Here is a 25,122-nt window from a genome sequence, read left to right as displayed (position 1 = left end):
GCCTATCCATGGACATTTCGCGCATTTCGGCCGGACCCAACCCGCCGGACGAGATTCACGCCGTCATCGAGATTCCGGCCGGTGGGCCGCCGGTGAAGTACGAGCTGGACAAGGAATCCGGCGCGCTCTTCGTCGACCGCTTCCTGCATACCCCGATGTTTTATCCGGGCAATTACGGCTTCATCCCGCAGTCGCTGGGCGATGACGGCGATCCGCTCGATGTCATCGTCATCTCGCCGATCCCGCTGGTCTCCGGCTGCGTCATCGCCTGCCGCCCGATCGGCGTGCTGATGATGACCGACGAGAAGGGCGGCGACGAGAAGGTCCTCGCCGTGCCGTCGGCCTCGGTCTATCCGTACCACAACAAGGTCGAGACCTATGAGGACCTGCCGGCACTGATCGTCGAGCAGATCACCCACTTCTTCACCCACTACAAGGATCTGGAGAAGGGCAAGAAGGTCTCGGTCGCCGATTGGCAGGGTCCCGCCCGGGCCCGCGAGCTCATCATCCGCGCGATCGAAGCTGCCAAGAAGTGAGCTTGCGGCGGCAAGCCGGTTGACAGGCTGCGCAGGCCCTCCGGCTTGGATGCGTCATCGCCTGAAAGAAGGGTCGCCCTGCCATGCGGGAGCGACCCTTTTTCGTGATGCGGGAACTATCGGGCGGGTCCGGCTCTGGCACCCTTGTTGCCTTGTCATGGCAGTCTCGCCCGATGGAGCCGCCATGCCTCTCGCTTTCACCGACCGCGGCTTCTATCGCGACCGGATCATTCCTGCAGGGGAACTGGCCGAATGCGGGGCGCCGCCTTATGTCGACCGTTATCCGGTGAAGCTGCCGGACGGCGATTGGGCGGAACTGCCCTTTCTCGCCCTGCCGCCGGATTTCGAGACCGCCATCGCCTATCTTTGCATCACAGAGAACTCCTTCGCCCTGGAAGACCGGCTCTCCAGCGCCATCGTCGACTGCGTGCGCGACCTCGCCTCGGAGATCGTGGTGGGCATGCCGACGCTGGGCATGGTGCTGGCCGCCTCGGTCGCGAAGAAGCTCGGCCATCCTCATTATGTCCCGCTGAGCTATTCGCGGAAATTCTGGTTCGAGGACGAGCTGTCCATCCCGGTCATCTCGATCACCAGTCCTCTCAAGCCCAAGACGGTCTTCATCGATCCCCGCCTGCTGGAGCGGATGGAAGGCCGGCGGGTTCTGCTGGTCGAGGATGTCATCTCCACCGGCGGCACGGTCTCGGCGGAACTGGAGCTGATGAGGCGCATCGGCGCTGACGTGGTCGGCGTAGCGACGGCCATCAAGGAAACCAACGTCTGGCAGCAGACGCTCGGCGCCATCGACCCCGCATGGCCGGCGCTGGTTCGCGCACCCATCTCCTGCCCGCTGTTCCGCAAGGGTCCGGGCGGCTGGTATCCGGACTGGTCTACGCTGCCGGCCTGAGTGCGCCGCTGCGATATTGTGGCATGGACACGCCGCTGCCTGAAATTCACGTCATGAATGCCTGCCGGGACCGCCCGGGCCATTCCCAATGGCTCCGCTCCGTGCAACGAAGCGCGCCCGAAGCGGGAAGCTCCGACGAAGAGAGCAAGAGACAGGCATGATGTGGACAGGCTGGAAGGCCGCAGTGATGGCCGGGACGGTCGCCCTGTTCATCGGTAGCGCCGCGCTGGGTGGCAGCGAGCCCGCAGCGCCCTCCGGACAGGTGGCGACGGATGCCGACAAGGCTTCGAACAAGGAACATCTCGTCGTTCTCACCGGACGGTCGGGCGGCGTCTATGCCGCGCTCGGCGACGCGGTTTCCCGCATCGTCACCCGCGAAATTCCGGGCCTCACCGTGTCCGAGGAGGCGACCCAGGGTTCCATCGACAACCTCAACCGCCTGCAGCATGAGCAGGGCGACCTTGCCTTCGCACTCTCCGACAGCCTGATTCAGGCCTGGCAGGGCGACCGCGATGCCGGTTTCCCCGAGAACTTCTACCGTATTCGCGTGGTTGCCACCCTGCATCCAAACTATCTGCAGCTTGTCGCGACGCAGGCCAGCGGCATTCGCTCCATCTCGGATCTGCGTGGCAAGCGCGTGGCCATCGGCATGCCCAATTCGGGGGTCGAGCGTAACGCGCTAGACGTGCTCAATGCGGCGGGCATCTATGACGAGAGCTTCGCACAAACCGTCCATCTGCCCTTCGCCGACGCATTGGACGAAATGCGCAAGGGCAAGCTCGATGCCGTCTTTCAGTCCACCGGCCTCGGCGTCGCGCCGATCGAGCAACTGGCGCACGACGTCCCGGTCACGCTCGTGCCGCTGACGCCCGATGTGGTCGCCAAGCTGGGCGCCCCCTATCAGCCGAGCATCATCCCGGCCGGAACCTATCCGGGCCAGACCACCGCAGTCGCCACGGCAGCGATCCCCAATATGCTGGTGGCCCGCGCCGGGCTGAGCGACGACATGGTCTATGCGCTGGTCGGGGCCCTGCAGAAAGAATTGCCCGAGCTCGCCGCCGCCCATCCCGCCGCGCATGGCGTCACGCTGGAAGCGGCCCTGCAAGCCGTACCGGTGCCGCTTCATCCAGGCGCCGAGCGGTTCTACCGCGAGCATGGGCTCGAGGATTGACGGCCTGCCTCAACCGGTGAACCCCATGCCGCGCAGCGCCGTCTGCAGCGCGACCGTGAGGACGACGCCCTCGCTCTGCGCCCGCGCTCTGTTGGCGATTCGCCGCGTGCCGGGCAGGCGTGCGCCGGGTTCCTCTTCGATAGCCGATGCGAGCCGTTCCATGTGATCAAGGAAGGCCGGCCCGGCCATGCGGCCCGGATCGATCGCGATGATCGAATGTCCGATCGCCGCAGGCGGCCCCTCACCGTCGAAGAAGCTCGGCGTGTCGAAGGAAAAGGTCGCAGCCGTGAGCCCCGCCGCCATCACCTCGATGATGAAGGCAAGCGCGGTACCTTTGGCTTCGCCCATCGGCACCATGGTTCCGGCAAGGCCGGCCTTGGCATCCGTGGTCGGCCGGCCTTCCGGGTCGAGCGCCCAGCCTTCCGGGATCGACTCGCCACGCTGCGCGGCCGCGAGGATATTGCCGCGTGCGACCTTGGCGACCGAAAGATCAACCACGGCCGGCGGACGGTCGCGCAACGGTGTCGCAAAGGCGACCGGATTGGTGCCGAAGAGCGGCCGCCGCCCACCCCAGGGCGCGATGGAGGCCGACGCGTTGGTGAACGTCATCGCGATGAGCCCACGCGCGGCGAGAGCTTCGGCCGGCTGTCCGGCCACGCCGAAATGACTTGACCGGCGCAAGCCGAGCAGCGCGATGCCGGTCTCCCGCGCAACGCTTTCCAGCATCGGCAGGGCAAGGTCGATCGCCGGATAGGAAAAGCCGTTGCCGGCATCGCACGCAATCATGGACGGTGCCACGCGCTGCAGGCGCGGTACGGCGTGCCCGTCGATCTTGCCCGAGGCGACCATCGCGCTGTAGCTCGGAAGCCGGGTCAACCCATGGCTGCCCAGCCCGTCGGCTTCCGCCCCGACCAGCGCCGCGGCCGTGGCGGCGGCATTGTCCGGCCCGGTGCCGAAGGCCTCGAGCACGCCGGCGGCATAGGCCTTCGCCTCGTCGAGCGAGAGCCGGCGGGTGGTGGAAGCCGCTTCGTGCCGGGTCACGCCGAACCCTCCTCGCGCCCGCCCAGCGGACCCGGTGCCAGCCGGCGAAGATCGAAGCGATGCACGTCGTCCAGCAGCGCTATGAAGGCCCGCGCACCATAGGCAGCACAGGCCTCTCCCTTCTCCACGCTCGCCTCCGTGGCGTCGCCCATGGCGCCGGTCGGCTGAATGTCCTGCGACATCCACCCGAAACCGGCCGGAGCGCCGGCACGCAGAAAGGCGAACTCCTGCTCCATGCCGAGGGTTGCCGGCGTGAAGTCGTCGATCGCGTTTCCACGCACCACATTCGGGCGGAACGCCATCATCAGCGAGGTCTCTATGCCGCCGGCATGGATGCCGTGCTGGCGCTCGCGCGGCGTGAAGAGCCCATCGGGATAGCCGAAGCGATGCCAGGAGATGGTGACCGCCAGCATGCCGAGCCGGGCCCTCAGGTCGCGGGCCACGATGTCGAGGATCGGCACATTGCCGCCATGGGAGTTCACCAGCACGATCTTGCGCAGGCCGGCGCGGTGAACGCTCTCCCCGATCTCCGTCCAGGCGCGGATCACCGTCTCGGCGGAAAGCGTCAGCGTGCCGGGAAAGTGTATGTGTTCATTGGACTTTCCCACAGCCTGCAGCGGCAGGAAAACCGCCGGAATATCCGCCGGCAGCAGCGGCATAACCGCATCCAGATAGCCCTGGCCGATCATCACGTCGACGCCGACCGGCAGATGCGGGCCATGCTGCTCCACCGCGGCGACGGGCAGCACCGCGATCCAGCTCTCGGTGTCGCCCGCGGCGAAATCGCCCCAGGTCAGCTCGGTCCAGAAGCGTTTCGGCGGCATATGCGGTCTCGTGGGCAGAGGCGGATGGGTGCGCGGGCAGGCAGTGTTTCTGCCCCCGTCATAGAAGCTCATGCCGTATGGCGACAAGCCTTGTCGCTCACGCCGGCTCCGGTCTTTCGTCGAGCCGCGCGGCCAGAGCCTCGACCTCGACCTTGAACTCCGGCCGGGTGAAGCCGGAGACGATCATCAGCGTCGAAGCCGGCGGCGGATCGGCGACGAAGCGGTCCCGGGCGGCCATGTAGCCGGTCATATGGGCGCGATCGGTGACATAGGCGTTCAGCCGCACCACGTCCGCCGCGCTCATGCCCGCTTCGGCGAGACAGGCCGAGATGGCGCGGAAACACAGGGCCGCCTGCTCCTCCGCGCTTTCCGGCACGACCTCGTCCGGCGCGATTCCGAGCTGGCCGGACACAAGCAGCAGCCGGGCGCCCGCCGGCACCTCGACGGCATGGCTGTAGCGGGCGAAGGGGGCGCGGAGCGAGGCGGGGACGAGATGACGTAGCATGCCCCGACGCTAGCCATTCCACGGGATTTCGCAAGGGCTTGCGCCGCTATCTGTCGTGGGTGGCGGTGGTGCGCGAGCAATCGTTTGCACCGGCATTGGGCTCGCCTAATATGCCGGCATCCTCGTCCTGCGCTTCTCTCAGGGAGATACAGATGCGCCCCGGTTTCCGAGCCCTTGCCGCGCGATGTGCCCGCGCGCTTCTCGTCTGCGGCCTCGGTGCTGCAAGCATTGGCGCGGGTTTGCGCGTGGTTGCGGCCGAAGCTGCCGACAAGGTCACCTTCGGTACCAACTGGGTGGCCCAGGCGGAGCATGGGGGATTCTACCAGGCGGTCGTCGACGGGACCTATGCGAAATACGGGCTAGACGTGAAAATCCTACCCGGCGGGCCGCAGGCCAACAATAGGCTCCTGCTGCCGGTCGGCAAGATTGATTTCTATATGGGCGCCAATATGTTGCAGGCCTTCGACTCGGTGAAGGAGGGCATCCCCACCATTATCGTCGCGGCGATGTTCCAGAAAGATCCGCAGGTTCTGATTGCTCATCCGGACGTGAAGAGCTTCGATGAACTCAAGTCCAAGACACTCTTCGTTTCAAAGGAAGGTCTCGCCAGCTACTATCAATGGCTTGTCAAGGATTATGGCTTCAGCGAAAGCCAGGTGAAACCCTATACCTTCAATGTCGCGCCGTTTCTTGCGGACAAGAACAGCGCGATGCAGGGCTACATCACCTCCGAACCTTTCGCAGTGGAGAAGGAAGGCGGGTTCAAACCCTCCCTCTTCCTGCTGGCCGATCAGGGTTTCGATACCTATTCCACCACCATCGAGACCCGCTCCGAGCTTGCCAGGACCAATCCCGACCTCGTGCAGCGCTTCGTGGATGCGTCGATCATCGGCTGGTACAATTACCTGTATGGCGACAATTCCAAGGCCAATGCCTTGATCAAGAAAGACAATCCGGAAATGACGGATGAGATGATCGCCTTCTCCATCGCTAAGATGAAGGACTATGGCATCGTCGATTCAGGCGACACCCTGACCTCCGGCATCGGGGCGATGACGGATGCGCGGATGAAGAGTTTCTTCGACAAGATGGTGCGCGCAAAGGTTGTCGATGGTGGAATCGACTACACCAAGGCCTATACGCTGCAATTCGTGAACAAGGGCGTCGGCAAGGAGCTGCGCCCGCAGTGATGCAATCGCCCGGTCCGATGAGTGCAGTGAGGTGGACGATGAGTGCAGACGGGCCGGCTCAGGCGACCATGGCGCCCGCCCGCGAGGTCGTCCTGCGGCTGGACGGGGTGGCGAAGGCCTTCCCGAACGGGGTCACCGCGCTCGACGGGCTCGACATGGAGGTTCGTGCCGGCGAGTTCCTCTCCCTGCTCGGCCCCTCCGGCTGCGGCAAGTCGACGGCCCTCCGGCTCATTGCGGGGCTGTCGGAGCCGACCGGCGGGCGAATCGAGGGCCGGCCGGCCGGCGGCGCCCCTTCCATCGGCTTCGTGTTCCAGGAACCCACGCTGATGCCGTGGGCCACCGTGTTCGGCAATGTCCACCTGCCGCTCCGGCTGCAGGGGATCGGCCGCCGGCAGGCGGAAGCGGCGATCATGGAGGCGCTGGAGATGGTCGGGCTCGGCGCCTTCCGCGACGCCTATCCGCGCGAGCTTTCCGGCGGCATGAAGATGCGCGTGTCCATCGCCCGCGCGCTGGTGACGAAACCGGCCCTGCTGCTGATGGACGAACCTTTCGCCGCGCTGGACGAGATCACCCGCTTCAAGCTGAACAACGATCTGCTGGCGGTGTGGCGGCAACTGAAATGCACCGTGGTGTTCGTCACCCATTCGGTGTTCGAATCGGTGTTCCTCTCCACCCGCATCCTCGTCTTCCGGGCGCGGCCCGGGCGGGTGGCGGCGGAGATCGGCATCGACCCGGCCCTGCCGCGCGACGAGGCCTTCCGCACTTCGGCGGATTATGCCGCCCTGTGCCGGCAGACCTCGCAGGCGCTGGCCGCCGCGATGGGAGAGCGGCTGTGACGCCGCGGGCACTCGCCGCGCCGCGCCGCCTTCCCCGTTCGCGGAGCGCGTGAGCCATGGCGGAGCGGCTCTTGCCGGACGGCGCCTCCGAGGGCCTGATCGCCCCGCCTCCGTTTCCCGCCAAGCCCGATACGGCACCAGGCCCGGCACCAGGCCCGGCGCGTACGTGGCTCGCCCATGGGCGCTGGCTGCTGCCGGTCGCGGTGCTGGCGCTGGCCGTGCTCGGCTGGGATCTGGTGGTGCGGCTCAACGCCCTTCCGCCCTATATCCTGCCCGGCCCCGGGCTGGTGGTGTCGACCCTGATCAAGGACTGGGCCGTGCTCTCCGGCTCGCTGCTGGTTACGCTGCGCATCACCGCGCTCGCGCTCGCAACGGCGGTCATCGGCGGGGGCGTACTGGCACTGGTGTTCGCCGCCTCGCGGCTGGTCGAACTGTCGCTGTTTCCGATCGCGGTGATCCTGCAGGTCACGCCGGTGGTCGCCATTGCGCCGCTGATGCTGATCTATCTGGAGCCCGGGACGGCGGTGCTGACCTGCGCCTTCATCGTCGCCTTCTTCCCGATCCTGTCCAATACCGCACTCGGCCTCAATTCGGTCGATCCCAATCTGCAGGACCTGTTCGCGCTGTCCGGTGCCAGCCGCTGGCAGAGCCTCATCCTGCTGCGCCTGCCGGCCGCGCTGCCCTATTTCCTCGGCGGGCTGCGCATTGCCGGCGGCCTCGCGCTGATCGGCGCCATCGTCGCCGAGATCGCGGCGGGATCGGCGGGACAGGGCTCGGGCCTCGCTTTCCGGGTGGTGGAATCCGGCTACCGGTTGAACATTCCGCGCATGTTCGCGGCACTCCTGCTCATCTCGCTCACCGGCATCCTCATCCATACGGTGCTTAGTCTTGTTTCCTGGCTGGCGCTGCGGCGCTGGCACGACAGCGCGGTGACACGGCAATGAGCCCGATGGAGCTGGTGCGCGCCGCGTTCGAAACCGAGCCGGACCGCTATCGGCTCGCCGGCGTGCGGGCACCGGCCTGTCTGTTACGCGGCAACCCGGCGCCCGGCCTCCTCGCCACAACGCCCGACGCCGAAAACCTCGTGCGACTCGACATCGACATCGCCGACGGGCGCATCGCCGCGCTGGCCCTCGCCGGCACGATCCCGCTGCCGGACGGCGCGATGGCCATCCCGCTCGACGGGGGGCTGGTGCTGCCGGGACTGGTGGACATGCACACCCATCTCGACAAGGCCCATATCTGGCATCGCGCGCCCAACCCCGACGGCAGCTTCGCCGGGGCGCTGAAGGCCGCCGCCGACGATGCGGCGAACTGGACCGAGACCGATCTACTGGCGCGGATGACGCGCGGCCTCCAGAGCGCCCATGCCCACGGCACGGTAGCGCTGCGCACCCATCTCGACAGCGTCGGCCCGCAGGCCGAGACCGCGTGGCAGGTCTTTGCCGGGCTCCGGGTGGAATGGGCCGGGCGGATCGCGCTGCAGGCGGTGAGCCTGGTGCCGGTGGACCTTGCCGCCGATGCGGCGGCACTGGCACCCGTCGTAGTGCTCACCGCCCGCCATGGCGGCACGCTGGGCGGCTTCCTCTACCGCACGCCTCAGCTCGAAGCTGGCCTCGCCAACCTGTTCGCCGCCGCCGAGCGCCATGGGCTCGACCTCGACCTGCATGTGGACGAGACCGGCGATCCGGAAGCGCAGGGCCTGCTGGCGCTGGCGCGGATGGCCAGGGCCCGCCGCTTTGCCGGCCGCATCATCGCCGGCCATTGCTGCTCGCTCGCCCGGCAGGACGCGGACACCGCCGCCCGCACCATGGATGCGGTGGCCGAGGCCGGCATCGCGGTGGTGTCGCTGCCGATGTGCAACCTTTATCTGCAGGACCGCGCCACCGGTCGCACGCCGCTCTGGCGCGGGGTCACGCTTCTGCACGAGTTGAAGGCGCGCGGCGTGAAAGTGATGGTGGCGAGCGACAATGTGCGCGATCCCTTCTACCCTCACGGCGATTTCGACATGATCGAGGTCTGGCGCGAGGCGACCCGCATCCTGCATCTCGACCACCCCATCGGCGACTGGCCGGCCGCCATCGCCGCTGCGCCGGCAGCCGCGATGGGGCTGGACGGCGTCGGCACGCTGGCCCCCGGCGCGCCGGCGGACCTCATCGTGACCGCCGCGCGCGGGGTACACGCGCTGTTCGCGCGGCCCGGCGCGCCGCGCCTGGTGCTGCGCGCCGGGCGGCTCCTTTCGGCGGAGCTGCCGGATAGGGCGGAGGACGACGACCGTAGCGCCCCGAGGGAGGACGCCCGTTTATGAGCACGCCCGGCTTTTCGAGCGCCCGCCCCGCCTACGACCTCGCCACGCTGCGCGCCCGGCTGGACGGACTGCGGATGGAGGACAACCCCGCCCTCATCCGGCAGAAGAGCCGCGACTTCTACTGGTACTCCCCGGTGCTCAAGCGCCAGCTCGCGGAGGTGACCGCCGACCTCGTGGTGAGCGTCGCCAGCGAGGCCGACATCGTTCGGGTGCTCGCGGCCTGCGTCGAGCTGCGCATTCCCGTCACTCCGCGCGGAGCCGGCACCGGCAATTACGGGCAGGCCATGCCGCTCGCCGGGGGCGTGGTGCTGGACCTCTCCGGCATGGACGAGGTGCTGGAGATCGCGCCCGGCCGGGTGCGCGCGGAGCCCGGCGCCGTCCTCGCCGAGATCGACGCGCAGACCCGCAGCCGCAGCGGGCAGGAATTGCGGCTTCATCCCTCCACCTATCGCTCCGCCTCCATCGGCGGCTTCATCGCCGGCGGCTCGGGCGGGGTCGGCTCGATCACCTGGGGCGGGCTGCGCGACCTCGGCAACATCATCAGCCTCACCCTGCTGACGATGGAGGCCGAGCCGCGCCGGCTGCGGCTGACCGGCGACGACCTCGCCCGCGTCGCGCACGCCTATGGCACCAATGGCGTGATCGTCGAGGTCGAGATGCCGCTGGCACCAGCCTGCGACTGGCTGGAGGTGATCATCGGCTTCGAGAGCTTCGCCGCCGCGGCGGCCTATGGCAATGCGCTCGGCGAGCAGGACGCGATCCTGAAGAAGCTGGTCAGCGTCATCGCCGCTCCGGTCCCGCAGGCGGCCTTCCTGCGCCACCGCTCCTTCCTGCCGGACGGCCGCCATGTCGCGCTGGTGATGGTGGACGCCCTGGCGCGCGAGGCATTCGAGGCCTTCACGCGGCGCTTTGCCGGGGCGGAGATCCTGTTCCGCTCCGACCGGCTCGCCCCCGAGGAGGCGAAGGGGCTGCCCCCGCTCTACGAATTATCGTGGAACCACACCACGCTGCGCGCGCTGCGGGTCGATCCGGCGATCACCTATCTGCAGACGCTCTACCCCTTCCCGGACCAGCTCGCGCTGGTCTCGCGCATCCACGAAGCGCTGGGGGACGAGGTGGCGGCGCATCTGGAATTCGTGCGCTTCGACGGCAAGGTCACCTGCTTCGGCCTGCCGCTGGTGCGCTTCACGACGGAGGAACGGCTGGCGGAAATCGTCGCCCTGCATGAGGCGATGGGCGCCGTGGTGTTCGATCCGCACCGCTACACGCTGGAGGAAGGCGGCATGAAGCAGACCGACCCGGACCAGCTCGCCTTCAAGCGCGAGGCGGACCCGCACGGCCTGCTCAACCCGCACAAGATGATCGCGTGGGAAGACCCTGCCTTCGACTTTTCCGGGGCCCGGACCTATCTGTTTCCCGGCATCGGAGCGTGAGGCCATGCGCGTGCTGCTCATCCACTGCCATCCGGTACCGGAAAGCTTCGGCGCGGCGGTGCGCGATGCCGCGCGGCGCGGGCTGGAACGCGCGGGGCACGAGGTGGACCTGATCGACCTCTATGACGAGGGCTTCCAGCCGGTGATGAGCGCACAGGAGCGGCGCGACTATCACACGCCCGGCCTCAACCGCGTCAACGTCGCCGACCATCTCGACCGGGTGAAGCGGGCGCAGGCGCTTGTGCTGGTCTATCCCACCTGGTGGTACGGCCCGCCCGCCATGCTGAAGGGCTGGCTCGACCGGGTGCTGGTGCCCTATGAGACGTTCGGCATGCCCAAGCCCTACGGCATGCTGGAGAGGCACCTCACCCAGGTGCGGGTGCTCGCGCTCGTGACCACGCTCGGCTCGCCCTGGTGGTGGTGGCGCTGGATCGGCCAGCCCGGCCGCAAGCTGCTCGCGGCCGGAATCGGCGGCATCATCCACCCCCGCGCGCGACATCTGTGGCTGGCGCTCCACGCCATGGACAGCGCCGGCGAGGCCAAACGCCGGCGCTTCCTCGAGCGGGTGGAGGCGCGTTTCGCACGCCTGTGAGGCGACCTCCCCGACGTCCTCTTATCTTTTGACGGCGCCGCCAAGTCCGGTCATGGTGAGGCATCCTCTCACACGCTTGGGGCAACGGTGAAGGATGGGGCAGACGTGAAGGACTCACTCGACAGAAGCATCGGCCACAGGCTGCATCGCGCGGCCCGGCTGCAGCGTGCCCTGGCGGCGCGCCATCTCGCCGAGCTCGGGCTGTTCCCGGGTCAGGAATCGGTTCTCAAGCTGCTCTCCGAGAGCGACGGCCGCACCATGACGGAGCTGGCCGCCGCGCTTCAGGTGCGCCCGCCCACCGCGTCCAAGACGGTCGGCCGGCTCTCCGCGCAGGGCCTGCTGACCCGCAAGGCCAGCGACGGCGACGGCCGGCTGGTGCGCGTCTGGCTCACCGAGGAAGGCCGCCAGCGGGCCGGTGCGGTCGACGGCATCTGGGACCGGATCGAGGACATCATGATCGCGGGCCTCGATTCCAAGGACCGCAAGCGGCTGCGCAAGCTGTTGCGCAAGCTGGACAAGAACCTTGCCTCCGCCCTCGGCGCCACATTGCCGGCCGGCGCGGAGGACGAGGAGGCCGAGGACGCCGCCCCCGAGAGCGACGCCCCGGTACTGGCCGGGGAAGCGCTGTAGGCCGCAATCCGCCGAAGGCACGACCTCCTAAAGCATTTCCCCGCCTGCGAAGCCCGCCGGCGAGGTTCGGCGCGTCCCGCTTTCCGGTGCTAGGCCCGGATCTCCGGCTCGACCAGCCGGGCGAGGTTCCGCAGGCTGTCCTGCCAGCCGAGACAGCAGGCCTCGACCGGGATGGCGTCGGGTATGCCCGCCTGCTCGATGGAAAGCCCGGTGCCGACCGCGAACTTTTCCAGCACCACGCTCACCTGCATCTCGCCGGACAGGCCGGGATCGTCGAAGCGGTCGGTGTAGCGCAGCCGCTCCCCGCGGACGAGTTCCGTATAGGTGCCCCCAAAGGCGTGGCTGTCGCCCGTGGTGAAATTACGGAACGACATGCGGAAACTGCCGCCGACCTTCGCCTCGAAGGCATGGACCGTACAGACGAAACCGTCCGGCGGAAGCCATTTGGCGAGGGCGTCCGGCTCGACGAAGGCGCGATATACCTTTTCCGGGCTGGCCTTGAGCACGCGGTGCAGGCGGATGGTGCCGGGCATGTCGCTCCTCCGACTCGCTCCTTCAACGGGTTGCCTCCCTTGGGGGAGGCGGCACGGGGCCATCCTGCCTCTCGCGCCGCTCTCTGCCAAGGACGCAGGAGCGTGCCCCCTGCCGACAGCACGGCAACGAAGCCCTTGTGCCCGCCTGCTCACCGCGGGCCTGCGCGAAGGTCCGTTTCCGCCCAAAGCGGCACTCGCGCTGCAACGGCGTCAGGCTTATAGAGAGGGCCCGTTCCCCGCATGCTTCGGGCCTGCCGCGTGTCCCTCTCTCCCGCTGATTCCACCGGTGCTGCCGTCCCGCCGGCGCGTCCTGCCGATTCCCCCCATGCCGCACTCCCGCTCCCCGGCCGGCACCGCCTCGCCGGCATCGGGCTGATGCTGGCCGCCTTCGTGCTGTTCGCGACGCTGGACGCGACGGTGAAATGGCTCGGCGGCCACGTCAACGCGATGGAGATCGTCTGGGCGCGCTATATGGGCCAGTTCGTGCTGTCCTGCGCCGTCCTGAACCCGTGGGTCATGCCCGGCGTGTGGCACACCCGGCGACCCGTGCTGCAGGTGGTGCGCTCGCTGCTGCTTCTCGGCACCACGCTGGGCAATTTCTTCGCCCTGCAATATCTCCAGCTCAACCAGACCATCTCCATCACCTTCTCCATGCCCTTCTTCGTCGCCCTGTTCGCCGGGCCGATGCTGGGGGAATGGATCGGGCCGCGGCGATGGCTGGCGGTCATGGTGGGCTTTGCCGGCGTGCTGCTGGTGGTGCAGCCGGGCACGCAGAGCCTGCACCCGGCAGTGTTCGCCTCGCTCGCCAGCGCCGTCTGCTACGCCTTCTACGCGATCACCACGCGCCAGCTCGCGGCGAGCGATTCCACCGCGACGACGATGTTCTATTCCTGCGCGCTCGGCGCCGGTCTCACCTCGCTGGCGCTGCCCTTCTTCTGGAGCACGCCGCAGGGCGGCACGGTGCTGGTCAATCTCGGCCTCACCGGCATCTATGGCGGGCTCGGCCATCTGCTGCTGGTGATCGCCCACCGCAACGCCCCGGCGGCGGTGCTGGCGCCGTTCCTTTATACCCAGATCGTTTGGATGGTGCTGGCCGGCTGGCTGGTCTTCAATGAGGTGCCCACCGCGACGACGCTCGTCGGCGCCGCCATCGTCATCGCTTCCGGACTCTATCTCATCGCGCGCGAGCGGGCGGAACGTGCCGAGGCCGCCATCGCCGCCACCGTGCCGGACTGACCTTCGCGACATTCCGAACCTGACCCGACCCTGCCCCGACCTGAAACGACCCGACCCGACCAGGAGATGATGCCCATGGCGAGCGACGACAGCCGGCCCGATCTGCTGCAGACCGGCCCCTTGATGCCGATGATCGAACGCCAGCTCGACACCCATTTCCGCGTGCACCGGCTGGACGGGCCGCAGGGCGCGGCGATCCTCGATACGGTGGCCCCGCACATCCGCGCCATCGCAACCGGGGTCGGCGCCTCGGGCGCGCGCAACAACGTCACCGCCGCGCTGATGGACCGCCTGCCGAAGCTGGAGATCGTCTCCAATTTCGGCGTCGGCTATGATTCGGTGGATGCGGTGGCCGCCGGCGCGCGCGGCATCGTCGTCACCAACACGCCGGGCGTGCTCGATGACGAGGTGGCCGACCTCGCGGTCGCCCTCACTTTGTCCGCCGTGCGCCGGCTGCCGCAGGCGGAGCGCTATCTGCGCGCCGGTAAATGGCCGCAGGGCGGCTTTCCCTTCAGCCCCACGCTTCGGGACCGCAGCATCGGCATCGTCGGCATGGGGCGGATCGGGCAGGCCATCGCGCGGCGGCTGGAAGGCTTCGACCGGCCGATCGCCTACTACACCCGCCGCCCGGTCGAGGGCCTCGCCTATGCTTACGAACCGGACCTGATCGCCCTCGCCCGCAAGGTGGACGTGCTCATCGTCATCGTGCCGGGCGGCGCCTCGACCCATCACATGATCGACGCCGCCGTGCTGGAGGCGCTGGGGCCGAACGGCATCCTCGTCAATGTCGCGCGCGGATCGGTGGTGGACGAGCCGGCGCTCGTGAAGGCGCTGCAGGACGGCACCATCCTCGCCGCCGGGCTCGACGTGTTCGAGCACGAGCCGAACGTGCCCGCCGAGCTGATCGCGCTCGACAATGTGGTGCTGCTGCCCCATGTCGCGTCCGCAACGCATATGACGCGCAACGCCATGGGCCAGCTCGTGGTGGACAATCTCACCCGCTGGTTCGGCGGCGAGCCGCCGCTGACGCCGGTGCCGGAAACGCCCGTTCCGCCTGTTCGGAAGGGCTGACGCGGCCACCCTGAAGACGATGTGAGGCGCCGGGAAAGCCGCGCCGCCTCGCGCTTTCCCCCGAAGGATGAGATGATCGGGACCATGGCTGCCACCCTTCCCGCGCCCGTGCGCCGCTCGCTGATCGCTTTGTCCCGGCTCGCGTTCGCCGGCCTGTTCGCACTGGTGCTCGCCCTGCCCGCCATGGCCGCTTCCAAGACGAAGCCGGTGCCGGACGCCGCCCAGCCCGCGGGTGACAAGGACGCGGGCGACGATGCCGCCGCGGCTCCCGGCCCGGCCCAGCCGCCGCCGGCGCAGACGCTGGCGGGGAATTATCGCCTCACCAATGCCGATGGCGACCGTGTCTGCCCGCTCACCTTGCTTGGCACGAAGCTTCCGAACGGACGCTTCGGCGTCGATCTCGACCGCAAGGCCTGTGGCGGCGCCATCCTCTTCGCCGCCGATATCGCCGCCTGGCGGCCCGGCGTCGGGGATTCGATCCTGATCGAGACGAAGCAGAACAAGCTGATCGCCGAATTCACGGAAGGCATGGGCGGGATCTGGGAGGCGCTGCGCGAGGATGACGGGGTGTATTTCCTCGTCAATCCGGCACTGGCGGAAACCGCGCCCGGCGCGACCCCGGCCGAACTGGCCGGGGCGTGGCAGCTCACCCGGCCGGCCGACAGCACGGACCGCGGCGCGCAGTGCCGGCTCACCCTGCGCGAGCAGCCGGCGGGCGGGGACACGCTAAGCCTGACTCTCGATCCCGAATGCAGCGCCCTGCTCGGCCGTTTCGCCGCGGTAAGCTGGCGGATCGACGGCGGCGACATCCTGCTGCTCGACGCCGCCGGCGACAGGCTGCGCTTCGCCCAGCAGGAGGATGGCGGCTTCAGCCGGGTACCGGAAGCCGAGCGCCCGCTGCTGCTGGTGCGGCCTTAGGGCATTTTCGGAGCGAAGTGGAGACCGGTTCGCGCGAAGAAAATGCGACCGGCCAAGCCTCAACGTGCGGGCGCGCGCTCGAAGAGCTGCAGATAATTGCCGGCCGGGTCGACCACGGTAAGGGTGCGGCCATGGCTGCCCATGTCGCGGCTGCCGACGATGCGCATGCCGGCTTGCGCGAGGCTGGCCCGGCGTTCGTCGAGGTCCGGCACCTCGAACACCGCCACCGCACCGGCTGCGCCGTGGGGATACTCCTCCACTGAACCGACCGCGAAATTCGCGCCGCCCGCGTCGTATTGCACCCAGCGTTCGCCATCGGCGAACCTGGGAACGAGGCCCAGCACCGCCTCATAGAAATGACGGCTCGCGGCCATGTCGGCCGTGCCGACATAGACGTTCTGCAGCTTCTTCACCGGCATGCACGCACCCTCCCCGTCGCCCGCGCGACGGTACCGTGTCAATAGACCGTCCAGCCCGCGTCGGCGACGATCAGCGCCCCGTTGAGGTAGCGCGCGTCCTCCGAAGCGAGGAACAGCGCGACCGGGGCGATGTCGTCGCCGCCCGCCTGCGGCGGACGGGTGGCGAGCCCTTTCTTCCGCAGCTCCCACCCGGCATCCGAGGGCGGCGCGCCGGCGGCAAGGTCGGTCTTCACCGAGCCGGGCGCGATGGCGTTGCAGCGAATGCCGCGCGCGCCATAGGTCGCTGCCACCGCGCGGGTGAGGCCGAGCAGGCCGTGCTTGGAAACGGTATAGCTCACCCCGCCGCGCCCGCCCTGAAAGCTCGCGATCGAGCAGGTGTTCACGAACACGCCGCGCCCGCGCGCCAGCATGTCCGGCAGGGCGGCGCGGGTGAGGCGCATCGGGGCGGTGAGGTTCACCCCCAGCACGCGCCCCCACATCGCGTCGTCGGTCTCGTCCAGCGGCATCATGCGGTCGAGGATGCCGGCATTGTTGCACACGATATCCACCGGCCCGAACCGCGCCTGCGCGCCCGCCAGCATGGCGGCGATCGCGGCGGGGTCGGTGACATCGGCCTCGAGCGTGTCGAGCGCCTCCGGCGTGGCGACCCCCGCACGCAGCGCCTCCAGCGCCTCGCCCGAGCGGTCCACCGCGAAGACCCGCGCCCCCGCCGCCACGAAGGCGGCGACCATGGCGCAGCCTATGCCGGCGCCCGCTCCGGTGATGAGAGCCACCTGTCCGTTCAGATCGGTCATGTCACGGCCCCTGTTCAGCCGGCCGCGTGGAAGGCGCCGGCGCGATAGACCAGCGCCGGACGCGCGGGGTCAGCGGCGTGGGTGGCGGCCACGGCGCCGATGAACACGGTATGGGTGCCCCATTCCATCGTCTCCATCACCCGGCAGTCGAAGGCGGCGATGGCGTCCTCCAGCACCGGCGCGCCGGTGACGAGGCGGCGCCAGGCGCCATGGGCGAAGCGCTCCGCACCGCGCAAGCCCCCGCGGCCGGCGAAATGCTCGGCGAGCGGGCGGTGCTCATGGGCGGTCACGTTCACGCAGAACGCCCTCGACGCGACGATGGCGGCGTGGCCTTCGGTCGCGCGGTTGACGCAGACCAGCAGCGTCGGCGGATCGGCCGAGACCGAGCACACCGCGGTCGCGGTCAGCCCGCGCGGCCCCTGCGGCCCGAGCGCGGTGATGACGGTGACCCCGGCGGCCAGTTCGCGCATCGCCGCGCGAAAGGCGTCCGGCTCCACGAGCGGGGGATGGGTCTGCGGGGGATGGGGCGACGGGGTCAGGTCCAGGGCCGCGATGGTCATGCGTCATGTCCCAGATAGGCGCGCGCACGCGCTCATGGTTGATGAGGTCGAGCCCGTGGCCGGAGAGCGTGATCTCGCCGCTCTCCAGCACGAAGGCGCGGTCGGCGATCTCCAGCGCGCCATAGGCGTTCTGCTCGACGAGGAGCACGGTGACGCCCTCGCGGTTCACCCGCCGTACCGCGTCGAGCACGAGGTCGACGATCTGCGGGGCGAGGCCCATGGTCGGCTCGTCGAGCAGCAGCATGCGGGGACGCGCCATCATCGCCCGGCCCATCGCCACCATTTGCTGCTCGCCGCCCGACAGCGTACCGGCGAGCTGGCGGTAGCGCTCCTTCAGACGCGGGAACAGTTCCAGCACATGGTCGAGGTCGGCGCGGAAGGCGGCGTGATCGCTGCGGGCATAGGCGCCGATCTCCAGATTCTCGGCGACGCTCATGCGCCCGAACAGCCGCCGGCCTTCCGGCACCTGCGAGAGCCCGTGCCGCACCCGTTCATGGGGCGGCAGGTGGGTGATGTCGTCCCCGCCGAGCGTGACCGTTCCCGCCCGCACGTCGCGCAGCCCGCACAGCGCGTTGAGAATGGTGGTCTTTCCCGCACCATTGGCGCCGATGATGGTGGCGATCTCTCCGGCCTCCACCGTGAAGCTCACCTCGCGCACCGCCGCGATCTGGCCATAGACGACGGTGAGGCCGGAGACTTCCAGAGCCTTGCTCATGCCAGTCGCGCCTCCAGCGTGGGGATTGCCGCGGGCACGGCATGGATCGGCTCCGGCGCGGGGCCGGTCTGCCCGGAGCGCCGGCCGAGATAGGCGGCGATGACGCGCTCATCGGCCTGGATCTCGCCCGGCGTGCCTTCGGTGAGGATGGCGCCGCGGTCGAACACGGTGATGCGCTCGGCCACCGCCATGACGACGCGCATGTGATGCTCGATCAGCACCACGGTGACGCCGAGTTCGCCGCGCACCCGCTCGATCAGCTCCACCAGCAGGCGGCCTTCGGTCGGGTTCATGCCGGCGGCGGGCTCGTCCAGCATCAGCATGCGCGGGTCGCCGACGAGGGCGCGCGCGATCTCCAGCCGGCGCTGGTCGCCATAGGGCATGTTGCGGGCGAGGTGCTGGGCCCGGTGCGGAATGCCGACGAAGTCGAGATAATGCAGCGCCCGCTCGCGGGCCTCCTTCTCCTCCCGCCGGAACCGCCCGGTGCCGAGGATCGCCTCCCAGAAGGTGGCGCGCAGCCGCCGGTGCTGACCGACCAGCACGTTCTCGATGCCCGTCATGTTCGGGAACAGGCGGACGTTCTGATAGGTGCGGGCGATGCCGTGGCGGGCGACCACATGGGCCGGCAACCCGTCGATCCGCTCGCCGGCGAGCATGATGCGCCCGCCGGTCGGCTTCACGAAGGCGGTGATGCAGTTGAAAGCGGTGGTCTTGCCCGCCCCGTTCGGGCCGATGATGGCATGGACCGAGCCGGCGGCGACATCGAGATCGACATTCTGGATGGCGACGACGCCGCCGAAGGCCTTGCGCAGCCCCCGCACCTGGAGCAGCGGCGCGTCCTTTCTCTCACGATGCATGGACGCCCTCCTTCGCATAGGCCGCCGGCCACAGGCCCTCGGCGCGGACATGCATCATGGCGACCAGCGCGATGCCGTAGAACAAATAGCGGAACTCCCCGAACTCGCGCAGCAGCTCCGGCAGGCCGATCAGCACGATGGCGCCGACCAGCACCCCCGGCAGCGAGCCCAGCCCGCCGATGACGAGGATGGCGAGCACGTTGATCGAGACCAGAAGCTGGAACGAATGCGGGTAGACCGAGCCGATCAGCGCCGCGAACACCGCTCCCGCCGCGCCGGCAAAGGCGGCGCCGATGGTGTAGGCCAGCAGCTTCGAGGCAACGGGATCAATGCCCAGCGCCTGCGCCACGTCCTCGTCCTCGCGCATGGCGAGCCAGGCCCGGCCGATCTTCGCATTCTGCAGCCGCAGCGAGACGAAGGCGACCACCCCGGCCAGCACCAGCGCCAGATAATAGAGCGCGACCGGCGATTTCAGCTCCCAGCCGAACAGGCGGGGATGGTCGATCTCGATGATGCCCTGCGAGCCGCCGAGATAGGGCGACAGCGCGTCCGAGAGCACCAGCACGCGGATGATTTCGCCGAGGCCAAGCGTCGCCATGGCAAGATAGTCGCCGCGCACCCGAAGCACCGGCAGGCCGAAGATCATGCCCGCCACCGCGGCAAGCACGATGGCGACCGGCAGCGCCACCCAGAACGACACGTCGGCGATGGCGAGCGGGCCGGAGGAGCACAGCAGCGCCACCGTATAGGCCCCCACCGCGAAGAAGGCGACGAAGCCGAGATCGACGAGGCCGGCAAGACCGAGTTCGATGTTCAGCCCCATGCCCATCAGCATGTAGAGCGCGACCAGCATCGCGACCTGCGCGACGAAATCATTCGTCACCAGCGGCAGCAGCACCACGCCGGCGATCAGCAGCACGAGGCCGGGCCGCGACAGGCCCGAGCGCGGCACGCCGCCCCGCTTCAGCGCGAGCCGGTCGCGCACCAGCGCGAAGGCCGCGGCGAGGAAGAACAGCGCCACCGCCGCGCCGGGATTGAGGCCGGCGGAGCCGAACACCTCATGGTCCGGCCCGGTGAGGTCCGGCAGGCGTTCCAGCATGCTGGCGAAGACGTCGCGGAACAGCCCCGCGGTAATGACGGCGGCAAGCCCGGTGAGCGCCGCCTTGCCCGCCCCCGCCGGCAGCCGGCCGACCAGCGCGCCGACGAGAGCGGAAGCCGCCCCGATTAACGGCAGTTGCGCCAGCGCCTCAAGGGAGGCGATGCGCGCGCCGAGGCTGAGCGCCTTCGCCAGCGCAGGGCTCGCCGCCACCAGCGTCGTGCGCAGGTTGACGGCCATGATGAGCCACACCAGAACCGACAGGCAGGCCCCGGCGACCAGCCCGGCGACGACGGCGTTGAGAAGCGCCGCGCTCGTGCCGGAGCGGGCATCGCGTGCCGCCACATGGCCGGCGGCGAAGACGATGAGCAGGCTCGCGAGCTGCGAGAGCGTGACCGTGCCCTCGATGACCGCGCGCTTGTCCATCGCGGAATAGGCCCCGATCAATGCGAAGGCGACGAGGGCCGCTCCCGCGATCAGGCCCAGCCGCACCGCTTCCATGAGCGGGGAACGGCGGCGGCGGGTGACCTTGAAGGAGGACGTGACGGTGTTGAACGACATCGCTTCCTCCCCTTATGCGCGCTTGGCGGCAAGCCGCTCGCCGAGCAGGCCCTGCGGACGGAAGATCAGGATCATCACCAGCATGCCGTAGCCGATCACGTCCTTGAGCTGGTAGGGCGCCGGCAGGTGGTAGCCTTCCAGGATCAGCGCCGGGCCGAGCGCCTCGGCGAGCCCCAGAACCAGCCCGCCGAGCAGCGCGCCGCCCAGATTGCCGATGCCGCCGAGGATCGCCGCGGCGAAGCCCTTCACCCCGAGGAAGAACCCCATGAAGACGGTGATCTGCTTGAAGACGAGGGCGTAGAGCACCCCGGCGACCCCGGCCATCGCTCCGCCGATCGCAAATGTGGCGACGATGACGGCGGTGACGTCGATGCCGACGAGGGCCGCCGCGTCGCGATCCTCCGCCACCGCGCGCATCGCCTTGCCGAGCCGGGTGAGTCGCACCACCGCGAGCAGCCCGGCCAGCACGATGAGCGCCGCGACGAAGGCGACCACCTGCGGGATCGGGATGGTGAGCCCGGCGAAGGAGACCGTGCCCTCCATCCAGCCGAAGCCCGGATAGGCCCGGTTGCGCGTGCCGAACAGGCCGCGCGCCGCATATTGCAGGATGAACGACATGCCGATGGCGCAGATCAGCGGCGCCAGCGAACGTACATGCAGGAAGGGCCGGTACGCGATCCGCTCGATGGCGATGGAGACCAGCGCCCCCGCCGCCATGCCCGCCGCCAGCACCAGCGGCAGCGCCAGCAGCGGGAAGGCCCCGAGCACGCCGGCATCGTTGAGCCCGCCGGCCGCGAACAGCCCGGCGAAGGACCCCACCATCATCACGTCGCCATGGGCGAAGTTGATCATGCGCAGGATGCCGTAGACCATGGTGTAGCCGAGCGCGATGAGCGCATAGATGCTGCCGATGGTGAGGCCGAACATCGTGAAGGACACGAAGTCGGCGGCGGAGTAGGTGCCGGCGGCAAGGCCGCCGGCAAGACCCACCAGGACGAGCGCCGCGACGCCGATGCGGATGGCGAGCAGGATGAAGTCGACCCAGGTCGACCGCCGCAGCCATTCCGCAAACACGCCGGGCTCCGTCGCGGAGCGCGCGGTCTCGCTCACGGGAAGATGCGCTTGGGGTTGGTGCCGGGGGCGAAGCTCGACTGGTCGTCGCTGTTGAACTCCCAGATCGCATAGGTCGCCGCGCCGCAATCCCCGTTCGCATCGCAGGTCAGCGCGCCGGTCAGGCCCGGCAGGTCCTTGGTCGCCATCAGCGCCTCGTGCAGCGCCTGCCGGCCGATATAGAGGTTGCCTTCGTCGTCGCTCTTGCCGACCGCCTTGATGGCGGTGAGCGCAAGCGTCGCGGCGTCGTGACCATAGGCCGAGAAGCCGCCGATCGGCGCCTCGCCATATTCCTCGGTGAAGGCCTTCACGAAGGCCGGGAACTTGTCCGAGAACAGGTCGGTCGAGGGCGCCACGATGCGGAAACCGACCACTTTCGGCCCCGCCGCCTCGATGACATTGGCGCTGAACACGCCCTCGCCGCCGATGACCTTGGTGTCGGCGAGGCCGGAGACCTCGTCCTTCTGGCGGAGCAGGAAGCCGACCGAGGAGGTGAAGACCGGGGTGAAGATGATCTCCGGCTTCTTGGCGGCGATGCGCGTCAGCACCGGGCGCAGATCGGTGTCGGTGGGCGAGATCGCCTCGCTCGCGACGATGGTGCCGCCCTTCGCGGTGAAGTCCTTCTCGAAGGCGCGCACCAGTTGCTCGGTATAGGGGCTGCCGTCATGGATGGTGGCGACGTTCTTCACGCCGAGCTTCTCCACCGCGTATTTCACGGTGAAGGCGGCGCTCTTCAGGTCGTTCGGCACCACGCGCAGGAAGCCCTTGAAGCCATCCGGCCGGTCCGGCGCGGTGAGTGCGGGAGCGGTCGCGCCGATGGCCACGCTGGAGATGCCGGCACGCCACAGGATCGGAGCGCCGGCGCGCGCGCCGGACGAGCAGCTCGGGCCCAGCACCACGACGACCTGCTTGTTGCCGGCGAGCTTGGTGGCGGCGGTCTGGCCGCCCTCGGCGGTGCACTGCGCGTCTTCGCCGGCAAGCTTCACCGGATGGCCCAGCACGGCGCCGCCGAAATCCCTGATCGCGATTTCCGAGCCGCGCAGCTCGTCGATGCCCTGATTGGTGTCGCCGCCCGACTGGGAGGAATAACCGCCGATCACCACCGGCTGCCCCTTGCCGATCTTCACCACGCCCAGGGCATCGGTGACCGGGCCCACCGTCTCGGCGCGCGCGCCGGGCGCCGCCATCAGCAGCGCGGCGAGGCTCGCGGCGTACAGGAGTTTCGTCTTCATCGTGTCGTCCTCTGGTTGGTTGGCGCGCGGCCTTTGGCGGCCGCGTCGTTCAGTCAGGAAGGCGGAAGACTTCAGGCACGGCGGATGTGACGGGCGGGCGGCGCCGGACGGGGGTTCCCGGCGCCGCCCCTCTGCGCGGGTCGCTTCATTCGGCGGCGGCGGGAACCGGTGTACCGATGGCCGAAAGCGGGCCGACCTCGCGCTCGACCAGCGGGAGCACCTCGGCGCCGAAGCGCTCCAGCGAGCGGCGGGCGCGCTCCACCGGCATGTCGCCGAACTGGAAGAAACAGTTGTAGTGCTGCGGGTTGAGGGTGCGGATCTCGCGCACCAGCTTCTCGGCGACGAGATGGGGATCGCCGATCAGCAGGTTGTCGCGGAAGGTCTCGAGCGGCGGCTCGTCCGGGATCGGGGCGGCCACGACGAAGGAGCCGTCCAGCGTCAGCACGTTGCTGCGCAGGCCGTGCACCATGCGCCCCACATAGCGGGCGCGCTCGGCCGCCTCCATCGCCTCCGACGCGCTGTCGGTGACGTGGATGTATTGCTGCAGTGCGACCGGCATGGAGGGGCCGTCATTGCCGGCCTTCACCCAGGCCCCGCGCACCTGCTCGGCGATGCCGAACAGCGCCTCGGTGCCCTTCCAGCCGGCGGTGATGAAGGGGATGCCGCCGAACTTCGCGATCGCCTTCATGATCGGCGGGTGGGGCGAGGTGCAGTAGATCTGCGGCAGCGGCTTCTGCACCGGGCGCACGGTGAACACCGTCTCCGGCACGGTGATGAACTGGCCGTCCAGCTTCGCCCGGCCCTCGGTCAGGGCCTGCTCCACCACCTGCCAGTATTCCATGAAGATCTCGGTCTTCTTCGCCACCTCGGCGCCGTAGCGCTCGAACTCATAGGCCTGGTAGCCGGTGCCCACCCCGAGCACGGCGCGCCCGCCGCTCATCTGGTCGAGGAAGCCGATCTCCTGCGCCACCCGCAGCGGATGATAGAGCGGCAGCACCACCACGCCGGCGCCGAGCTTGATGCGGCTGGTCTGGCCCGCCATGTGGGCGGCCATCATCAGCGGCGAGATGCACACCGAATAGTTGGTGAAGTGGTGCTCGGCGAACCAGGCGATCTCGAAGCCGATATCCTCGGCGAGTTTCACCAGGGTGCGGGTGTTCTCGATCACTCCGGCGGTACCGCCGGGATTGTCGCGCAGCCCCATGAGGTTGAAGATACCGAAATGCATTGTCCGATCCGATGATTGAAAGAATGACAGCGCGGCGCGCGGGATGACTTCGAGGCCAAAGTCGATTGCCTACGCGATGAAGTATCCGCCCGAGATGGCGACGGTTTCGCCGACCATGTAGCGGTTCTTCTCCGAGAGCAGGAACACCACCACGTCGGCGACATCCTCCGGCTCGGCGGCGCGGCCGAGCGCGGTCTGGGCGGCGAGTTCGGGCAGGAAGCCAGCGGCCTTGGCCTTCTCTGTGGCGATACCGGCCGGGGCCACGCCGTTGATCAGGATGTTGTCGGGCGCCACCGCCAGCGCCATGCTCTTGGTGAGGCTCACCACAGCCGCCTTCATCGCGGCGTAATGCGCGTTCTTCGGGTGCGCCTTCAGCGCGTCGATCGAGGCGATGTTGACGATGCGTCCGCCGCCGGCCTGCTGCATGTGGGCGATCGCGGCGACGGAGACGTCATAGAGGCCGCGCACATTCACCGAGAAGGAGAAGTCCCAGTCGGCATCGGAGATGTCGAGGATCGGCTTGCGCGGATAGACGCCGGCGCAGTTGCACAGGCCATGGATGCGCCCGGCGGCCGTCGCCACCTCGTCGACCAGCGCCTTGGCGCTCGCCCGGGTGGTGATGTCGCCGATCACCGCGAAGGCCTTGCCGCCCTTCTGCGTGATCTCAGCGACGACGGCATCGGCACCGGCCTTGTCGATCTCGATGACCGCGACCTGCGCGCCGGCATCGGCGAGGCCGAGGCAGATGGCGCGGCCGAGACCGCTGCCCCCGCCGGTGACGATGATGGTGTGGTCCTTCATGACGGCTCCGCTCTGGTCCAG

26 protein-coding genes and 1 pseudogene are annotated in these 25,122 nt (G+C 68.9%); 13 read left to right on the top strand and 14 right to left on the bottom strand.

Going from position 1 to position 25,122, the window contains the following annotated elements; all coding sequences use genetic code 11:
• Positions 1–8: 8 nt before the first annotated feature.
• From ppa to MWN34_RS18850, 3 genes are all read left to right on the top strand, one after another.
• On the top strand, positions 9–536 hold the full coding sequence (ppa, locus tag MWN34_RS18860) for an inorganic diphosphatase (protein WP_247030864.1): 528 nt from the start codon (positions 9–11) through the stop codon (positions 534–536).
• A gap of 184 nt (positions 537–720) precedes the next feature.
• Positions 721–1,440, top strand: coding sequence for a phosphoribosyltransferase (locus MWN34_RS18855; RefSeq protein ID WP_247030863.1), 720 nt, complete (start codon positions 721–723; stop codon positions 1,438–1,440).
• A gap of 157 nt (positions 1,441–1,597) precedes the next feature.
• On the top strand, positions 1,598–2,611 hold the full coding sequence (locus MWN34_RS18850; RefSeq protein ID WP_247030862.1) for a TAXI family TRAP transporter solute-binding subunit: 1,014 nt from the start codon (positions 1,598–1,600) through the stop codon (positions 2,609–2,611).
• A gap of 9 nt (positions 2,612–2,620) precedes the next feature.
• On the opposite strand, the gene MWN34_RS18845 is transcribed toward MWN34_RS18850, so the two are convergent.
• The 3 genes from MWN34_RS18845 to MWN34_RS18835 all read right to left on the bottom strand — a co-directional run bounded on the left by MWN34_RS18845 (position 2,621) and on the right by MWN34_RS18835 (position 4,981).
• Positions 2,621–3,652, bottom strand: coding sequence for an Ldh family oxidoreductase (locus MWN34_RS18845; RefSeq protein WP_247030861.1), 1,032 nt, complete (start codon positions 3,650–3,652; stop codon positions 2,621–2,623).
• Positions 3,649–4,476, bottom strand: a complete 828-nt coding sequence (locus tag MWN34_RS18840; protein WP_247030860.1) for a creatininase family protein — start codon at positions 4,474–4,476, stop codon at positions 3,649–3,651. The genes MWN34_RS18845 and MWN34_RS18840 overlap by 4 nt, the downstream gene beginning before the upstream one ends.
• Positions 4,477–4,573: 97 nt before the next feature.
• Positions 4,574–4,981, bottom strand: coding sequence for a RidA family protein (locus tag MWN34_RS18835; protein ID WP_247030859.1), 408 nt, complete (start codon positions 4,979–4,981; stop codon positions 4,574–4,576).
• 152 nt (positions 4,982–5,133) lie between these two features.
• Between MWN34_RS18835 and MWN34_RS18830 the strand changes: the two genes are divergently transcribed.
• From MWN34_RS18830 to MWN34_RS18800, 7 genes are all read left to right on the top strand, one after another.
• The gene (locus MWN34_RS18830) at positions 5,134–6,171 is read left to right on the top strand and encodes an ABC transporter substrate-binding protein (protein ID WP_425532145.1); all 1,038 of its coding nucleotides are present in this window, start codon (positions 5,134–5,136) and stop codon (positions 6,169–6,171) included.
• 38 nt (positions 6,172–6,209) lie between these two features.
• Positions 6,210–7,007, top strand: coding sequence for an ABC transporter ATP-binding protein (locus MWN34_RS18825; protein WP_247030857.1), 798 nt, complete (start codon positions 6,210–6,212; stop codon positions 7,005–7,007).
• A 56-nt stretch (positions 7,008–7,063) separates the two neighbouring features.
• Positions 7,064–7,951: an ABC transporter permease gene (locus MWN34_RS18820; protein ID WP_247030856.1), complete on the top strand. Its 888-nt coding sequence runs from the start codon at positions 7,064–7,066 to the stop codon at positions 7,949–7,951.
• Positions 7,948–9,315 (top strand): cytosine deaminase, encoded by a 1,368-nt coding sequence (locus MWN34_RS18815; RefSeq protein ID WP_247030855.1) that lies wholly within the window; start codon positions 7,948–7,950, stop codon positions 9,313–9,315. Before MWN34_RS18820 ends, MWN34_RS18815 begins: the two co-directional genes overlap by 4 nt.
• On the top strand, positions 9,312–10,748 hold the full coding sequence (locus tag MWN34_RS18810; protein WP_247030854.1) for an FAD-binding oxidoreductase: 1,437 nt from the start codon (positions 9,312–9,314) through the stop codon (positions 10,746–10,748). Before MWN34_RS18815 ends, MWN34_RS18810 begins: the two co-directional genes overlap by 4 nt.
• Positions 10,749–10,752: 4 nt before the next feature.
• Positions 10,753–11,340 (top strand): NAD(P)H-dependent oxidoreductase, encoded by a 588-nt coding sequence (locus MWN34_RS18805; protein ID WP_247030853.1) that lies wholly within the window; start codon positions 10,753–10,755, stop codon positions 11,338–11,340.
• Positions 11,341–11,445: 105 nt separating this feature from the next.
• The gene (locus MWN34_RS18800; RefSeq protein ID WP_247030852.1) at positions 11,446–11,970 is read left to right on the top strand and encodes a MarR family winged helix-turn-helix transcriptional regulator; all 525 of its coding nucleotides are present in this window, start codon (positions 11,446–11,448) and stop codon (positions 11,968–11,970) included.
• A gap of 89 nt (positions 11,971–12,059) precedes the next feature.
• Here MWN34_RS18800 and MWN34_RS18795 read toward each other — a convergent pair whose 3' ends face one another.
• A complete protein-coding gene (locus MWN34_RS18795; RefSeq protein WP_247030851.1) occupies positions 12,060–12,503 on the bottom strand; it encodes an SRPBCC family protein in 444 nt (147 codons plus the stop codon).
• A gap of 258 nt (positions 12,504–12,761) precedes the next feature.
• On the opposite strand from MWN34_RS18795, the gene MWN34_RS18790 reads away from it, so the two are divergent.
• The 3 genes from MWN34_RS18790 to MWN34_RS18780 all read left to right on the top strand — a co-directional run bounded on the left by MWN34_RS18790 (position 12,762) and on the right by MWN34_RS18780 (position 15,728).
• Positions 12,762–13,739, top strand: coding sequence for a DMT family transporter (locus MWN34_RS18790; protein ID WP_247030850.1), 978 nt, complete (start codon positions 12,762–12,764; stop codon positions 13,737–13,739).
• Positions 13,740–13,805: 66 nt separating this feature from the next.
• Positions 13,806–14,810, top strand: coding sequence for a 2-hydroxyacid dehydrogenase (locus MWN34_RS18785; RefSeq protein WP_425532144.1), 1,005 nt, complete (start codon positions 13,806–13,808; stop codon positions 14,808–14,810).
• A gap of 84 nt (positions 14,811–14,894) precedes the next feature.
• Positions 14,895–15,728 carry a protease inhibitor Inh/omp19 family protein gene (locus tag MWN34_RS18780; protein ID WP_247030848.1) on the top strand — a complete coding sequence of 278 codons (834 nt, stop codon included), beginning with the start codon at positions 14,895–14,897 and terminating at the stop codon, positions 15,726–15,728.
• A 59-nt stretch (positions 15,729–15,787) separates the two neighbouring features.
• Here the strand turns inward: MWN34_RS18780 and MWN34_RS18775 are convergent, their stop codons facing one another.
• The 10 genes and pseudogenes from MWN34_RS18775 to MWN34_RS18730 form a co-directional block, all read right to left on the bottom strand.
• Positions 15,788–16,147, bottom strand: coding sequence for a VOC family protein (locus MWN34_RS18775; protein WP_247030847.1), 360 nt, complete (start codon positions 16,145–16,147; stop codon positions 15,788–15,790).
• Positions 16,148–16,185: 38 nt separating this feature from the next.
• Positions 16,186–16,941, bottom strand: a complete 756-nt coding sequence (locus MWN34_RS18770) for an SDR family NAD(P)-dependent oxidoreductase (RefSeq protein WP_247030846.1) — start codon at positions 16,939–16,941, stop codon at positions 16,186–16,188.
• Between the two features lie 14 nt (positions 16,942–16,955).
• Positions 16,956–17,411, bottom strand: a complete 456-nt coding sequence (locus MWN34_RS18765) for a flavin reductase family protein (protein ID WP_247030845.1) — start codon at positions 17,409–17,411, stop codon at positions 16,956–16,958.
• Between the two features lie 370 nt (positions 17,412–17,781).
• Positions 17,782–18,216, bottom strand: a pseudogene (locus MWN34_RS18760) (ABC transporter ATP-binding protein); the annotation flags it as partial.
• Complete coding sequence (locus tag MWN34_RS18755) at positions 18,213–19,073, bottom strand: ABC transporter ATP-binding protein (protein WP_247030844.1); 861 nt, start codon at positions 19,071–19,073, stop codon at positions 18,213–18,215. The gene MWN34_RS18755 and the pseudogene MWN34_RS18760, both read right to left, overlap by 4 nt.
• Positions 19,063–20,730, bottom strand: coding sequence for a branched-chain amino acid ABC transporter permease (locus tag MWN34_RS18750; RefSeq protein ID WP_247030843.1), 1,668 nt, complete (start codon positions 20,728–20,730; stop codon positions 19,063–19,065). The genes MWN34_RS18755 and MWN34_RS18750 overlap by 11 nt, the downstream gene beginning before the upstream one ends.
• A gap of 12 nt (positions 20,731–20,742) precedes the next feature.
• Entirely contained in the window at positions 20,743–21,840 is a 1,098-nt protein-coding gene (locus MWN34_RS18745) for a branched-chain amino acid ABC transporter permease (RefSeq protein WP_247030842.1), read from the bottom strand.
• A complete protein-coding gene (locus MWN34_RS18740; RefSeq protein WP_247030841.1) occupies positions 21,837–23,072 on the bottom strand; it encodes a branched-chain amino acid ABC transporter substrate-binding protein in 1,236 nt (411 codons plus the stop codon). Before MWN34_RS18740 ends, MWN34_RS18745 begins: the two co-directional genes overlap by 4 nt.
• A gap of 145 nt (positions 23,073–23,217) precedes the next feature.
• Positions 23,218–24,300 (bottom strand): LLM class flavin-dependent oxidoreductase, encoded by a 1,083-nt coding sequence (locus tag MWN34_RS18735; protein ID WP_247030840.1) that lies wholly within the window; start codon positions 24,298–24,300, stop codon positions 23,218–23,220.
• Between the two features lie 69 nt (positions 24,301–24,369).
• Positions 24,370–25,101, bottom strand: coding sequence for an SDR family NAD(P)-dependent oxidoreductase (locus MWN34_RS18730; RefSeq protein WP_247030839.1), 732 nt, complete (start codon positions 25,099–25,101; stop codon positions 24,370–24,372).
• Positions 25,102–25,122 lie beyond the last annotated feature (21 nt).

Source organism: Ancylobacter crimeensis (assembly GCF_023016805.1).
GTDB lineage: Bacteria > Pseudomonadota > Alphaproteobacteria > Rhizobiales > Xanthobacteraceae > Ancylobacter > Ancylobacter crimeensis.
The sequence above is the reverse complement of the archived record's forward strand: the minus strand, read 5'-3'. Positions and strand labels throughout refer to the sequence as shown.

Bases quoted from the DNA above. Each gene is read 5' to 3' on its own strand.
- MWN34_RS18765 (WP_247030845.1), bottom strand. From the start codon at position 17,411: ATGCGCGAACTGGCCGCCGGGGTCACCGTCATCACCGCGCTCGGGCCG.
- MWN34_RS18755 (WP_247030844.1), bottom strand. From the start codon at position 19,073: ATGCATCGTGAGAGAAAGGACGCGCCGCTGCTCCAGGTGCGGGGGCTG.
- MWN34_RS18775 (WP_247030847.1), bottom strand. From the start codon at position 16,147: ATGCCGGTGAAGAAGCTGCAGAACGTCTATGTCGGCACGGCCGACATG.
- ppa (WP_247030864.1), top strand. From the start codon at position 9: ATGGACATTTCGCGCATTTCGGCCGGACCCAACCCGCCGGACGAGATT.
- MWN34_RS18835 (WP_247030859.1), bottom strand. From the start codon at position 4,981: ATGCTACGTCATCTCGTCCCCGCCTCGCTCCGCGCCCCCTTCGCCCGC.
- MWN34_RS18810 (WP_247030854.1), top strand. From the start codon at position 9,312: ATGAGCACGCCCGGCTTTTCGAGCGCCCGCCCCGCCTACGACCTCGCC.
- MWN34_RS18840 (WP_247030860.1), bottom strand. From the start codon at position 4,476: ATGCCGCCGAAACGCTTCTGGACCGAGCTGACCTGGGGCGATTTCGCC.
- MWN34_RS18735 (WP_247030840.1), bottom strand. From the start codon at position 24,300: ATGCATTTCGGTATCTTCAACCTCATGGGGCTGCGCGACAATCCCGGC.
- MWN34_RS18825 (WP_247030857.1), top strand. From the start codon at position 6,210: ATGAGTGCAGACGGGCCGGCTCAGGCGACCATGGCGCCCGCCCGCGAG.
- MWN34_RS18850 (WP_247030862.1), top strand. From the start codon at position 1,598: ATGATGTGGACAGGCTGGAAGGCCGCAGTGATGGCCGGGACGGTCGCC.
- MWN34_RS18820 (WP_247030856.1), top strand. From the start codon at position 7,064: ATGGCGGAGCGGCTCTTGCCGGACGGCGCCTCCGAGGGCCTGATCGCC.
- MWN34_RS18730 (WP_247030839.1), bottom strand. From the start codon at position 25,101: ATGAAGGACCACACCATCATCGTCACCGGCGGGGGCAGCGGTCTCGGC.
- MWN34_RS18795 (WP_247030851.1), bottom strand. From the start codon at position 12,503: ATGCCCGGCACCATCCGCCTGCACCGCGTGCTCAAGGCCAGCCCGGAA.
- MWN34_RS18770 (WP_247030846.1), bottom strand. From the start codon at position 16,941: ATGACCGATCTGAACGGACAGGTGGCTCTCATCACCGGAGCGGGCGCC.
- MWN34_RS18750 (WP_247030843.1), bottom strand. From the start codon at position 20,730: ATGTCGTTCAACACCGTCACGTCCTCCTTCAAGGTCACCCGCCGCCGC.
- MWN34_RS18805 (WP_247030853.1), top strand. From the start codon at position 10,753: ATGCGCGTGCTGCTCATCCACTGCCATCCGGTACCGGAAAGCTTCGGC.
- MWN34_RS18855 (WP_247030863.1), top strand. From the start codon at position 721: ATGCCTCTCGCTTTCACCGACCGCGGCTTCTATCGCGACCGGATCATT.
- MWN34_RS18785 (WP_425532144.1), top strand. From the start codon at position 13,806: ATGATGCCCATGGCGAGCGACGACAGCCGGCCCGATCTGCTGCAGACC.
- MWN34_RS18815 (WP_247030855.1), top strand. From the start codon at position 7,948: ATGAGCCCGATGGAGCTGGTGCGCGCCGCGTTCGAAACCGAGCCGGAC.
- MWN34_RS18780 (WP_247030848.1), top strand. From the start codon at position 14,895: ATGGCTGCCACCCTTCCCGCGCCCGTGCGCCGCTCGCTGATCGCTTTG.
- MWN34_RS18740 (WP_247030841.1), bottom strand. From the start codon at position 23,072: ATGAAGACGAAACTCCTGTACGCCGCGAGCCTCGCCGCGCTGCTGATG.
- MWN34_RS18830 (WP_425532145.1), top strand. From the start codon at position 5,134: ATGCGCCCCGGTTTCCGAGCCCTTGCCGCGCGATGTGCCCGCGCGCTT.